Origin of the sequence: Mycobacterium sp. SA01, assembly GCF_041287105.1 — a bacterium.
Lineage (GTDB): Bacteria > Actinomycetota > Actinomycetes > Mycobacteriales > Mycobacteriaceae > Mycobacterium.
Map to the genome: position 1 here is coordinate 21,626 of NZ_JBGGNO010000013.1, position 12,465 is coordinate 34,090.

General features: G+C 63.8%; 11 protein-coding genes and 1 tRNA gene. 6 read left to right on the top strand and 6 right to left on the bottom strand.

What is annotated here, in order from left to right; all coding sequences use genetic code 11:
* Nucleotides 1–4: 4 nt before the first annotated feature.
* From thrC to argS, 4 genes are read right to left on the bottom strand one after another with little or no spacing between them, the layout of a single operon-like run.
* The gene (gene thrC, locus AB4879_RS04165) at nt 5–1,090 is read right to left on the bottom strand and encodes a threonine synthase (protein WP_370506565.1); all 1,086 of its coding nucleotides are present in this window, start codon (nt 1,088–1,090) and stop codon (nt 5–7) included.
* Nucleotides 1,087–2,391, bottom strand: a complete 1,305-nt coding sequence (locus tag AB4879_RS04170) for a homoserine dehydrogenase (protein WP_370506566.1) — start codon at nt 2,389–2,391, stop codon at nt 1,087–1,089. The genes thrC and AB4879_RS04170 overlap by 4 nt, the downstream gene beginning before the upstream one ends.
* 6 nt (nt 2,392–2,397) lie before the next feature.
* The gene (gene lysA, locus AB4879_RS04175) at nt 2,398–3,777 is read right to left on the bottom strand and encodes a diaminopimelate decarboxylase (RefSeq protein ID WP_370506631.1); all 1,380 of its coding nucleotides are present in this window, start codon (nt 3,775–3,777) and stop codon (nt 2,398–2,400) included.
* A 35-nt stretch (nt 3,778–3,812) separates the two neighbouring features.
* Complete coding sequence (gene argS / locus AB4879_RS04180) at nt 3,813–5,465, bottom strand: arginine--tRNA ligase (protein WP_370506567.1); 1,653 nt, start codon at nt 5,463–5,465, stop codon at nt 3,813–3,815.
* A gap of 205 nt (nt 5,466–5,670) precedes the next feature.
* Here argS and AB4879_RS04185 point away from each other — a divergent pair.
* The 6 genes from AB4879_RS04185 (at nt 5,671) to AB4879_RS04210 (ending at nt 8,846) form a co-directional block, all read left to right on the top strand.
* Nucleotides 5,671–5,743 (top strand) — tRNA-Arg (locus AB4879_RS04185).
* A 329-nt stretch (nt 5,744–6,072) separates the two neighbouring features.
* Nucleotides 6,073–6,249 (top strand): helix-turn-helix transcriptional regulator, encoded by a 177-nt coding sequence (locus AB4879_RS04190; RefSeq protein ID WP_370506632.1) that lies wholly within the window; start codon nt 6,073–6,075, stop codon nt 6,247–6,249.
* Nucleotides 6,250–6,885: 636 nt separating this feature from the next.
* Nucleotides 6,886–7,320 carry a hypothetical protein gene (locus AB4879_RS04195; RefSeq protein WP_370506568.1) on the top strand — a complete coding sequence of 145 codons (435 nt, stop codon included), beginning with the start codon at nt 6,886–6,888 and terminating at the stop codon, nt 7,318–7,320.
* 421 nt (nt 7,321–7,741) lie between these two features.
* Nucleotides 7,742–7,984 (top strand): excisionase family DNA-binding protein, encoded by a 243-nt coding sequence (locus AB4879_RS04200; protein ID WP_370506569.1) that lies wholly within the window; start codon nt 7,742–7,744, stop codon nt 7,982–7,984.
* Nucleotides 7,981–8,169, top strand: a complete 189-nt coding sequence (locus tag AB4879_RS04205; protein WP_370506570.1) for a hypothetical protein — start codon at nt 7,981–7,983, stop codon at nt 8,167–8,169. The genes AB4879_RS04200 and AB4879_RS04205 overlap by 4 nt, the downstream gene beginning before the upstream one ends.
* A gap of 311 nt (nt 8,170–8,480) precedes the next feature.
* Nucleotides 8,481–8,846 carry a hypothetical protein gene (locus AB4879_RS04210; protein ID WP_370506571.1) on the top strand — a complete coding sequence of 122 codons (366 nt, stop codon included), beginning with the start codon at nt 8,481–8,483 and terminating at the stop codon, nt 8,844–8,846.
* A gap of 578 nt (nt 8,847–9,424) precedes the next feature.
* On the opposite strand, the gene AB4879_RS04215 is transcribed toward AB4879_RS04210, so the two are convergent.
* Nucleotides 9,425–11,692 carry a hypothetical protein gene (locus tag AB4879_RS04215; protein WP_370506572.1) on the bottom strand — a complete coding sequence of 756 codons (2,268 nt, stop codon included), beginning with the start codon at nt 11,690–11,692 and terminating at the stop codon, nt 9,425–9,427.
* A 399-nt stretch (nt 11,693–12,091) separates the two neighbouring features.
* Nucleotides 12,092–12,463, bottom strand: a complete 372-nt coding sequence (locus tag AB4879_RS04220; protein ID WP_370506574.1) for a hypothetical protein — start codon at nt 12,461–12,463, stop codon at nt 12,092–12,094.
* Between the last annotated feature and the right edge of the window lie 2 nt (nt 12,464–12,465).

A 12,465-nucleotide genomic window follows, 5' to 3' on the forward strand; every position in this document is an offset into this window, starting at 1 on the left:
TCTCTCAGACCAAGCCCAGCTCGGCGACGACGGCGCCCGGATCCACCGGCAACGGTTTCACCGTAGGCATGTCGCGCAGCGCGGTGTCCGGATCCTTCAGACCGTTGCCGGTCACGGTGCACACCACTGAGGAGCCTGGCGTGACCCAGCCGTCCTCGACGGACTTGAGCAGACCGGCGATGCTGGCGGCCGACGCCGGCTCGACGAACACGCCCTCCAACTCCGCGACCAGGTGATATGCGGCCAAAATCTCCTCGTCCGTGGCTGCCAGGAACCGGCCGCCGGAGTCCTGCTGGGCCGTCACGGCACCGTCCCAGGACGCCGGCGAGCCGATGCGGATCGCGGTGGCGATGGTCTCAGGGTTGGTGACCGGCTGACCCGACACCAGCGGCGCCGCGCCGGCGGCCTGCGTGCCGAGCATGCGGGGCAGCCGCTCGGTCAGGCCGTCGCGGTGATACTCGCGGTAGCCCTTCCAGTACGCGGTGATGTTGCCCGCGTTGCCGACTGGCAGCGAGTGCACGTCCGGCGCGATGCCCAGCGCGTCGACGATCTCGAACGCCGCGGTCTTCTGGCCCTCGATGCGCACCGGGTTCACGCTGTTGACCAGCGCGATCGTCGGGTAATCGTTGGTCAGCTTGCGGGCGAGTTCCAGGCAATCGTCGAAGTTGCCGTCGATCTGAATGATCTTGGCGCCGTGCATGACTGCCTGCGCGAGCTTGCCCATCGCGATCTTGCCCTGCGGGATCAGTACCGCGCAGGTGATCCCGGCCCGGGCGGCGTAGGCCGCCGCCGAAGCAGAGGTGTTGCCGGTCGAGGCGCAGAGCACGGCCTTCTGGCCGCGTGCGACCGCGTCGGTGACCGCCATGGTCATGCCGCGGTCCTTGAAGGAGCCGGTGGGATTGAGGCCCTCGACCTTCAAATGAACTGTGCAGCCGGTCTTTTCAGATAGCCGTGGCGCGCTGATGAGCGGGGTGCCACCCTCCAGCAGGGTCACCGGCGTCCAATCCGCGCCGACCGGCAGCCGGTCCCGATAGGCCTCGATCAGTCCGCGCCACGGGGTGTGTACGGGTGATGCCTTGATTGAGCTCATTCGCTGGTTCCCTCCAGACGCAGCACGCTGTTGACTTCCTGGACAGCGTCGTGATCGGCCAGTGCAGCAACGGTTTCGGACAACGCCGCATCGGTGGCCCGGTGGGTGACGACAACGATGCGGGCACCCTCGTCGGCCATGCTTTCCTGGCGCACCTCGGCAATGCTGACCTCACGCTTGGCGAATTCGGCTGCGACCGACGACAACACGCCGGGGCGGTCGGTGACGGTCATGCTGACGTAGTACCGGGTCTGGATGATGCCCATCGGTGCGATCGGCAGCTGCGCGTACTTGGATTCGCGCGGACCGCGGCCACCCTGAACTCGGTTGCGCGCGGCCATCACCAGATCGCCCATCACCGCCGAGGCTGTCGGCGCGCCGCCGGCGCCCTGGCCGTAGAACATCAACCGGCCTGCGGCCTCGGCCTCGACGACGACGGCGTTGAACGCCCCGTTGACGTTGGCCAGCGGGTGACTCAGCGGCACCAGCGCCGGGTACACGCGGGCGGAAACCCGTTGCTGCCCATCGCTTCCGGTGACCCGCTCGCAGATCGACAGCAGTTTGATGGTGCATCCCAGGGCTTTGGCCGACTCGAAGTCTTCCGGGGTGATCTTGGTGATGCCCTCGCGGTAGACGTCGTCGGCGGTGACCCGGGTATGGAACGCGATCGACGCCAGGATCGCAGCCTTGGCCGCGGCGTCGTAACCCTCGACATCGGCAGTCGGGTCGGCCTCGGCGTATCCCAGAGCGCTCGCATCGGCGAGAGCCGAACTGTAATCAGCTCCGGTGGAAGACATTTCGGACAAAATGTAGTTGGTGGTGCCGTTGACGATGCCCGCCACCCGCAGCACGGTGTCGCCGGCCAGCGACTGCGTCAGCGGCCGGATCACCGGGATCGCACCGGCCACCGCGGCCTCGAAATACAAGTCGACATGGGCTCGTTCGGCGGCCTGCGCCAGCTCTCCGGTGGATTGAGCCAGCAGCGCCTTATTGGCGGTCACCACCGACTTGCCGCCCTCGAGCGCGGTCAGGATGGCCTTGCGGGCGGGCTCGACGGGTCCCATCACCTCGACGACGAGGTCCACGTCCTCGCGGGAGACCAGCTCCTCGACGTTGTCGGTGAGCAACTCCACCGGCAGGCCGCGGTCATCGGACACCCGGCGCACCGCCACGCCACGCAGCTCCAGCGGGGCACCGATGCGAGCCGCCAGATCCGGCGCGCTCTCCTCGATGATCCGGACAACTTCGCTGCCGACGTTACCCAGGCCCAATACCGCTACGCCTATTGCTTTTTCCGTCATCGGTTCTTACCTCACTTCCAAACTCAGCAGATCGTCGACGGTCTCCCGGCGCAGGATCAGGCGAGCCCGCCCGTCGCGCACGGCCACCACTGCGGGGCGGCCGATCAGGTTGTATCGACTGGACATCGAATAGCAGTAGGCTCCGGTGGCGGCCACCGCCAGCAGATCACCAGGTGTGACGTCCTCGGGCACCCAGGTGTCTCGGACGACGATGTCACCACTCTCGCAATGCTTTCCGACGATCCGGGCCAGCGTCGCCGCGGAGTCGGAAACCCGGGACACCAGCCGGACGTCATACTCGGCCCCGTAGAGCGCCGGGCGGATGTTGTCGCTCATCCCGCCGTCGACGCTGACGTAGCAGCGCGAGGCGCCCGAGCCGATCGCGACGTCCTTGACCGTGCCGACCTCATACAGCGTGACTGTGCCCGGCCCGGCGATCGCCCGTCCGGGCTCGACGACCAGGCGGGGCGCGGGGAGCCCGACAGCTGCCGACTCATTGCGCACGATCTCGTCGAGTTTTCCGGCGAGCTCCTCGATAGGCGGCGGATCATCCTGGGGCAGATAGGAAATGCCCAGTCCCCCACCGAGGTCGACGACGGCCATCTGCGCGGTCTTGTCAACGCCGAACTCGGCAACCACGTCGCGCAGCAGCCCGATAACCCGATGTGCGGCCAGCTCGAAGCCCGCCACGTCGAAGATCTGCGAGCCGATGTGACTGTGCAGTCCGACGAGCCGCAGGTGATCGGTGGCGAACACCCGGCGCACCGCGTCCATGGCCGCGCCGCTCGCCAGCGACAGGCCGAACTTCTGGTCCTCGTGCGCGGTCGCGATGAACTCGTGGGTGTGCGCCTCGACCCCGACGGTGACCCGAAGCAACACGTCCTGCACCATGCCGGCTTCGCCCGCGATCGTGTCGAGACGTTCGATCTCGGTGATCGAGTCCAGCACGATGTGCCCGACGCCTTCTTTGACCGCAGTCGCGAGCTCATCGACAGATTTGTTGTTGCCGTGGAAGGCAATTCGCTCGGCCGGGAATCCGGCGTGCAGCGCGACGGCGAGCTCCCCACCGCTGGCGACGTCCAGCGAGAGACCCTCCTGGTCCACCCAGCGCGCGATCTCGCTGCACAGGAATGCTTTACCCGCATAATGCACGTTGTGACCGCCGCCGAACGCCGCGGCGATCTCGCGGCACCGGGCGCGGAAGTCGTCCTCGTCGATCACAAACAGCGGCGTTCCGTACTCGGCAGCCAGGCCGGTCACCGACACACCCGCGATCGACACCTCGCCGTCGTCACGACGAACAAGGTTGCGCGGCCACACATTCGGAGCGAGTGACAATGCGTCGGCGGCGGTATGCGGTTGCTGCGGCGCGCCGCCGTGATGGATCTCGTCGGCGTGGCGCGGACCCGCTGGGTGAGCGTTCACATCCGCTCCGGTGCTGATACGCCGAGGATGTTCAGACCGTTGGCAATCACCTGGCGGGTGGCGGCACACAGAGCCAGCCGCGCACGATGAAGATCACCCGGCTCCTCGTCGCCCATGGGTAGCACCCGACACGAGTCGTAGAACCGGTGATAGTCGCCGGCCAGATCTTCGAGGTAGCGGCACACCCGGTGCGGCTCGCGCAGCGACGCACCGGCCTTGAGTACTCGGCTGAACTCGCCGAGGTTGCGGATCAGCGCGCCCTCTTTGTCGTGGGTGAGCAGCTCCAGGTGTGCGGTGTCGGGCGTCAACCCGAGGTCGGCGGCGTTGCGGGCCAGAGCAGACAGCCGGGCATGCGCGTATTGCACGTAGTAGACCGGGTTTTCACTGGACGCCGACGACCACAGTTGCAAGTCGATGTCGATCGGGGTGTCCACCGAGGAGCGGGTCAGCGAGTATCGGGCAGCGTCCACGCCGATGGCCTCGACCAGATCGTCGAGGGTGATGACGGTTCCCGCGCGCTTGCTCATCCGTACTGGCTGGCCGTCGCGAACCAGGTTGACCATCTGGCCGATCAGGACCTCGACGGTGTCGGGGTCGTCGCCGAGGGCGGCTGCGGCGGCTTTGAGCCGGGCGATGTACCCGTGGTGGTCGGCGCCCAGCATGTAGATGCACAGGTCGAATCCGCGCTGCCGCTTGTCCAGGTAGTAGGCCAGGTCGCCGGCGATGTACGCGGGCTGACCGTCGCTCTTGATGACGACCCGGTCTTTATCGTCGCCGAATTCCGTTGTGCGCAACCACGTTGCGCCATCCTTCTCGTAGATGTTGCCGGTCTCGCGCAACTTGGCGATGGCCTGATCGACTCGCCCGCTGGTGTGCATCGAGTCTTCGTGGGTGTAGACGTCGAAGTCGGTGCCGAACTCGTGCAGCGATTCCTTGATGTGGTTGAACATCAGGTCCACACCGATCGCGCGGAACGTCTCCTTCTGCTCATCACCGGTCTGACTCATCGCATCAGGGGCCTTGGCCAGCACCTGGTCGGCGATGTCCTTGATGTAGTCGCCGGCGTAGCCGTCTTCGGGCGCGGGCTCGCCGTTCGCCGCGGCGATCAGGGAGTTGGTGAACCGGTCGATCTGGGCGCCGTGGTCGTTGAAGTAGTACTCCCGGGTGACCGCGGCACCCTGTGTGCTCAGCAGCCGGCCCAGGGCGTCACCGACGGCGGCCCAGCGGGTACCGCCGATGTGGATCGGGCCGGTCGGGTTGGCCGAGACGAACTCCAGGTTGATGTTGGTGCCATCGAGCGCGGTGGAATTGCCGTAGCTCGCGCCCGCCGCGAGCACGTTGCTCACGATCACGCCCTGCGCCGAGGCCTCGATGCGCAGATTCACGAATCCGGGGCCGGCGACCTCGGCCGCGGAGATTCCGTCGGCTTCGGCCAGCGCCGCGGCCAGCCAGCCGGCCAGCTCACGAGGGTTTGCGCCGACCTTCTTGGCCAGCTGAAGCGCCAGGTTGGTGGCGTAATCGCCGTGCTCGGGGTTGCGCGGACGCTCGACGGTCACTGTCGCTGGCAGGGCGGCGATATCCAGGTCATGCTCGGTGAGCACCGCGGCGGCGGTGTTCTTGAGCAGCTCGGCGAGGTCGGCGGGTGTCACGGGGGTCCATCCTATGGTCTGACGTGGTAAGTGCCCGAATCCATATCTCGGCCTCCTGCGGGCGGTCGGCGGGCAGGAGCGCAGCGACCCGGGGATGGATGCGGCGGGCAGGAGCGCAGCGACCCGGGGATAGATGATGCGGCGGGCAGGAGCAGTCATCCGAATGCGTTAGGCTGTCGGAGCCCATTGGCGCAGCTGTGCGTGCGCCCCCGTAGCTCAGGGGATAGAGCGTCTGCCTCCGGAGCAGAAGGCCGCAGGTTCGAATCCTGCCGGGGGCACCCCATCTGACCTGCTAGTTTAGGTTCAGATACCAGGTGGATGTTATCCCCGTGCGATCCTGATTACCACCCCGTCGTTGCCCCCGAGCAAAAAAGGGGGCGGCTATGTCAGACGGGCCGGAAGGGTCGCGTTTCAAAACGCGCGTCCTCTTTTCCGTGGTGTCGGGAGCCTTCCTAAACCGCCGCGGCCAGTGTGCGTGCGGCTGGAGCGGCAAGCGACGGCTCTTCCATGGCAGCGCCGTTGTTGATGTCGGGCTGCATTGCGCGCAAACCGGCCACACACCAGTACGAATCGCCGGGTGGACGCGGTGACCGCCCCAGAGCAAACGGTGTGGCTCACAAGAGACGAAGTTTGCGCCCGACTGCGCATCTCGAAGAGCACTGTTGAATCCTGGGCGGTTCAGCGCACGGGTCCACCGTTTGCGAAGTTCGGTCGGCATGTTCGATACCGGCTCTCCGATCTAATCGATTGGGAGAACGCCCAAATTGGCGGTGGAGCGCGATGAGTGAGTCCAGCGGCCCACGCGGGCCACCAATCACGCGGCGGTCAGGTGTCCCATCTGGGACAGGTGACCGCCGCTCTTTCGTGGCTCTAACACGAAAAAAGAGCGGCTCCCCTGCAAGGGAACCGCCCTCCGGAAACCTTCGCCCCGTTACTAGCGGGGAAAACCTTCGACAAACAGGAGCGTACCTCCATGCCTAAAAATGGCGCAACAGATCAGCCACATCCAGCCCTTCAACACCCCTGCCCGTTTTGCAACGTGGACGCCGGCCAACAATGCCGAACCCACCGTGGGCAGGGTGGCGAGCTCAAGTACCCCCACCTACGGCGCGTGTGGCTCGAGCGGGCCACGCATAGCCGACCTGTGCCCGGAACCCGCCCGCCACTACAGGCATTGTGTTGTGAGTGCGGGAACCTCCGCACCGTCAGCGCCAAACACTCATTCCGCCAAAGTGACCCGAACCGCTCATGCAACTTTGACTTTGAGGACCGGCGGGGATGGCGATCCACTGGGACGCTTCTCTGCACCAGCTGCGGTAAGCCCACCTGCCACGCCATTCTCGACGGCGATGCGCGGTGGCGGGACTCTCTCGAAAAGATCCAGCGGTACGTTCTGGGTGGCGACGCACCCTACAAGCACATGGACAACCGTGAAGTGCTCCGTGCCCGCTACTTCGCCCAGTTTCCCCGTAACCCGAGCCTGGACCACCGCTATTGGGTGAATGAGGCGAGGGACGCGTGGGCTGATGGCAGCAAGAGAGTCACAGCGTTATGTGGTGCGCCGATGATCCTTCAACGCGACCCGAACGGACCTGCTGCCGATCAGACACCCGATGACGAGCTCGTTGAGCCCGACGACATGTCTGATACCGAATACGAGGATCCGGAAACCGGCCTTTGGTGGGTCGACATGGCCTGCGTTGACTGCATTGCCGTGGCGAACGGCGTGCGGCTAGAGCGGCAACGGAAGGCACTCATGCGGGAGTTGATCGACGCTGCGACGCGAGTCAAAGATCTGGACCCGGTCCGCGTCGCCGAACTGCGCGAGCGTCTCGCAAAACTAGAGCAGCGATGACCGCCCCCACAAAGCAGTACGACATAGAGCAGCTGCGGAAAGAGTTAGCCAGTTGGTTTCGTGCATCCGCTTTGGAGTGGCCTCCCGAACTGCTGGCCGCGCTGAACGGGGTGTTTCAGCTAGCCGCTGCCCTGGGCGGCGGCGACTGGCGTGGTGAACCGGCACCCGTGTTGCAGTTAGTGCGGGCCACCCCCGACACATCTGCTACATCTGCTACATCCGCTCCACAGGTGAATTGCCAGCCGTAACCACATCCCCTACAACTAGAACCCTCGCCCGGTCCTAACTCTCCTAGGACCGGGCGAGGCTATATCCCGCAGTTCGGTTCAGTCGCTGCGCACTCATGCGCGCTTCGAGCGAGCATGGATGCTCAAAACTGTTCACCAGCAATCGCTTTGCCTACACCTTAGAGTCGAAACCCGTGAAGACGTTCCCCACTGATGCAGTCGACCTAGATACCCCCACCGTCTGCCCCAACAAGCTCGTTCGTTGGGCAACTAAGCGCGAAGCCGCCGAACACGTACGGGTCAGTGAACCCCTCATCGCCGCCGCGGTGCGCTTGGGCTATTTGCAGGCGTATGCGATCGGCGCGGGCCGCGACTACAGGCTTGACCTCGCCGAAGTGGATGCCTGGTTGAAATCACGCTCCTGGGAGCCGCGATGATCACCACTCAGATCACAGATGTGACGCTCGATGCCGAACTTGAAGCCGATACGGGCCGCCAGGTTTGGCGCATCACCTGGACCGAAACCCGCGGTGGACGGGACGCCGGCACATGGACGCACACCCACTACACCGAGAGGTCGGCGCGCCGGCACGCTGAGAGCCTTCGGGCGAAACAGGCGTGAAGACTTACTCGGCCGCCGAGGTCGCCGAACAGCTGGTAGGCGACTCGATGAAGAACCCCGAGGGCTGGGTAGTTCGGCAGATCAAGTCTGGCCGCTTTCGCGCAATGAAGGTCGGTCGCAAGTACCGGTTCACCGAGGAACAGCTGAACGCGGCGATCCAGGCGCTGACAGTCGGAGGCGAACCGAGCACGGCACCGGTCGATGATGAGCCGCAGCCGATGGTGCGTCTATCCGCTGGGTCGAGGCGAATGCGCCTCCCACCAAATCCATAATCACCCCGGGTTAGGGGCGTGAACCTAGGATGGGGCTTCATGAAGAGCTTTTTCGATGGACCAGTGCTTGAGGGGTCGAACAGGCTTTACCCGGGCAATCCCGGCAGGATCGAGATCGAGTTCTGGACACCGGGTCAGGATGACCCTCCAGTGCATATCGATGTCGTGCGATTAGTCATCCCGAATACCCAGGAAGAGGTCTGGTCTGCCCGTGACATCGACATTGTCGGTCACGGCACTAAAGCGCTGAGTTTCACGATCCCCGCGAAGATCTTCTCGAATGGCAGGTACTGGCTAGTGGCCGAAATCGACGGCGAGGTCTACAAGTCGAACATCGAAGCCAGGCCCTCGCGCCCGATGGCGGACTGGGAAGAGGACGAACCGCACTGGGAAGCCGAGAAGTAGCACTGAGGTGGTGCGACAAAATGTCGCACCTGAAGAATGTGCTGCGTTGTAATCTGCTGCACCATGGGAGATTACTGGCGGTTGCTGATAGTGGGCGGCGCTATGTGGGTCGTGTACATCTGCGCGTTTATTCGCCGGAAGTCAGACGACGATTCCTGCCCCAAGTGCCACCACGAATTTGGGCTAGACAAAACGCGTAAACACTGTGGGGACACCGACCCCGGTGGCTGGGGGCAGGACGCTTGCGCCTGCCAACATGACTACCATTGGAATTACGACTCAACAGCCGTCCCCCCTGAATAGTGATGGGAAGGTATTCAAATTGCCTAATATCGTTTTGGTGGTCGGTCCGGAGCCCGGACCAGGCGAGCAATATTTTGGTGGCTTGCCGCGCAAACCGGGCGAGCCGTTGAAACCTCTAGTAGTTGGTGACGGCAGCGGCGGCGATGTCAACATGCTATGCGGTGAGTGCGGATTCCAAATTGTTGAAGGCTTGCACGCGGGCCAATTGCAATCGCGGGTACTTGAGTGTCCGCGGTGCCTGAAATGGAATCGGACCCGCACCTGAGAGCGCAGCATTACGGCAGTAACACGATGTAGGGGCGGATGGTGGTGTCGGATGTAGGCGCGGTGACGAAAGCAGCCGACCCGATGTCTGTTTGCGACCCCGTAATGGCGGAAAGTCTTGGCGCGACGCCCATTTCCGATGCTCCTACCCCGTTGTGTCCCATGAGTTGCGGGGCTGTCGACGCGCCGATCTGAATCGTTGCGGCACAAATCCACATGCCACGCACTTTCGAGAACGACGTGGTAAGGGCGGTGGTGTACGCCTGGGCGGCAGTCCACAGACTGGTGGTATTGGCTGTCACCGCACCGTTAATCAGGTTCCCGGTGGCCGGGTCAACTTGCCAGACACCGATACGGCACAGCGTGGACGCGTTCGGGGTGCTCACCGCGGCGACAGTGCAGACCGTGCGGACCTGCGTAATGGTTTCCGTCTTACGGGCCTTGAAAAACACGTAGCGGCGTAAGCCGCTGCCGGTTGAGATGTTGGCGTCGGCCATCTCTCGGGGGACGGTGGCCTCACCCACATCGACAGCGTGCCGAAATATGGTGTCGGTGGCAGGGTCTGCGTATTCCGTTCCGGCCAGCCCGGTAATTTCAGCCTTGCTGATTGACGACCCGAGGGCCACGGGCTTGCCCGCAATGGTGATCGCATTGTCCGCAATAACTTTGGCCACATACCGGCCCACCACGTCGTACGCCGTCTGGGTCATATGGACTGACGACAATGGCCTAAAGGATCGCGGAATGTTGCCTGCCGCAATCGCGGTCGTGTCATCACTGGTCGGTGTGATACCCGCGTCCGCTAAACCGCCCGTCATCAGATAGCCGCGAACATCAATCCACTGTTGCGGAAACTCCGCTGCCAAAGCGGCATTGGCGGCAATAGCGTCGGATCCGTCGCTTGTCATCGACAGCAGGTAAAACTTTTTCCCCGCCGATGTCAGGTGATCCCGCATAGTCGAAATGTCGCGGATCATCGCCGCGACGTTGGATCGGTCGTTGTTCGGGCCGGTCCAGACGATGAGTGTCCGGTCCCGGTGCGCGCTGCCGTCGTCGTTGGGATAAACCGCATCACCGGTACAGATGAACGGTGTCCCGGCAGAAACAGGAACATCCGCCGAGAGGGTGGAGAACGGCAGAAACTTGAACGTGTAGGAACTCGAAAAGTCCTGCCGCAGAATGCCCGGAACACCCGCAATGGTGCCGAAAAGGTCTAGCTGGTGAGCGGCGATGACGCTGTGATGCCAACCGTCTGAGGGCGAGATTGCAGTGACCGTATTGACATTGCTGGGATACGAGCCGGCCGTAATCTTGTTGCCTGACAGTGTGATTAGCGGTTGCAAAGCGCCTAGTCGGGTAGCGATATTCGCTGACGCGGCCCCACCCTGAGCCAGGTTGACAACGTCCACGCCGAGGGCCCCAGCGAACGTCTCTGGCCATGTGGGGTTGGCGACACTCACATCATCGTTGAGCGTGCCCGCCGACAGACTGTCGCCACCGATAAGGAAAGCCGAGCCGGGCTCTATTGCTGCACGTACTTCGGCCCCAGTTTCAGTGCCGTCCAGCACCGTGGGCCGGCCAGTGATGCCCGACCAACCATTCGCAGGCCACGTGAACGACGGCCCATGCGCACCACCAATATTGATACGCCCGTGCCCACCACCCAAATCTTCAACAGTCGGAGTCCGCGACTCAATATCGGCAGTCACCGCCGCTGGCGCCGCTGCCGTCACGGCTTCATCGGCGCTATCAGCGAAGATCTCCGTATACGGTCGTGCCTCCCCCCACAGTGTCCCGGTTTCGTCCTGCCACCGATACAGCGGGGAAGGACCGTCTGACACCTTCACCAACCCGGAGCGGTACCCTCGCAGGCCCCGTCCAAGACCGGTCCCCGTCTGCCCGGGTACATGTGACACTTCAGCCAAGACGAGGGAGTCCCCATCGGAGCCCGCGAAAAACGACCAGGCGGCAATGGTCTTCGGAACACCACGCACTTTGGCGTTCGAAATCTTGACCCGCCACTGCAACGGATCCGCGAGATTAAGTGCGGGATCGTCAGCTAGAAGCTCGATACCAAGGTCTCCATTGATTTTTCCATCCGCATCGAGGGTCACTCGGACGGTGTCGACGATGTCTAGGCCGTCATCGATGGCGAGGAGTTCACCGGGGGTGAGCCCGCATGTGAACTCCAGCAGCGCGCCCGCCAGGGCGGTCCGTTCCGTGCCGACAAGTTGACTCAGGCCGTCGCCTGCGGTGAGGGTAAAAGTTGGCGTAGCCATTTTTCTGCGGTTCTCCTTTTTACTGAGGGTCTAATGTGTGTTGTGCTCAGGCGATTCCGCTCTCCTCGCACCACAGGCGCATGTCGCGGTCATCGGTGTAGGTGATGGTGTCGTCGGGTAGCACAATCGCCCGATCCGGGAAGATCACCGCAAGACCTAAATCGCCCCGACGCATCGGGGCGCTGGCCCGAACCGACGCCGGGAGCCACTCGCGCGGCACATTCACCGCCAGGCCCGCTCGCACCGCGTCGAGGATCCGTTGCCGCGGATAAGGCTCATTTCGATGATGCGCTACCCACTCCCGAACATCATCTTCGGCGCGGCGGCAAAGCAATCCATAGATCCCGTCTGCCCGAGCCGCCGGCCTGCCGTACGCGTCCGGTTGCCTCACCCTAGCCACTAGCGCGCCACCCCCCACCGGCCACGCGCCGCCTTCTGATGTCTCGGTGACACCGCAGCACCGATGCCGGGATTCACCTTCCCCAATAAGTCCACTACCTGACGGTCCAGCGCCCGCAACTCAGCCGACACCTTCACCAACAACATGGGCCGATTCTCGCCAGCTTTCTCCGTATCGAAGACCACTTGAAGCGCCTCAGCCCGATCAGCAGCGGCACAGGCAGCCTCAAGCGCAGCGGCCTCCTGCTCCGTCCACTCCAACGGCTGATCGGCCGGTTGCCCAAGCTCCTCGGAAGCGCGCCGCAACGCTGCATCCATCTCGGCGCGGAGCCGCTCACCAGCAGAAACCGACAGACTATTCGTTTCACTCATTT

Coding starts and splice junctions, on each gene's coding strand:
- AB4879_RS04215 (WP_370506572.1), bottom strand. CDS start 11,692: ATGGCTACGCCAACTTTTACCCTCACCGCAGGCGACGGCCTGAGTCAA.
- thrC (WP_370506565.1), bottom strand. CDS start 1,090: ATGAGCTCAATCAAGGCATCACCCGTACACACCCCGTGGCGCGGACTG.
- AB4879_RS04170 (WP_370506566.1), bottom strand. CDS start 2,391: ATGACGGAAAAAGCAATAGGCGTAGCGGTATTGGGCCTGGGTAACGTC.
- AB4879_RS04205 (WP_370506570.1), top strand. CDS start 7,981: ATGATCACCACTCAGATCACAGATGTGACGCTCGATGCCGAACTTGAA.
- AB4879_RS04220 (WP_370506574.1), bottom strand. CDS start 12,463: ATGAGTGAAACGAATAGTCTGTCGGTTTCTGCTGGTGAGCGGCTCCGC.
- AB4879_RS04195 (WP_370506568.1), top strand. CDS start 6,886: ATGGACAACCGTGAAGTGCTCCGTGCCCGCTACTTCGCCCAGTTTCCC.
- AB4879_RS04210 (WP_370506571.1), top strand. CDS start 8,481: ATGAAGAGCTTTTTCGATGGACCAGTGCTTGAGGGGTCGAACAGGCTT.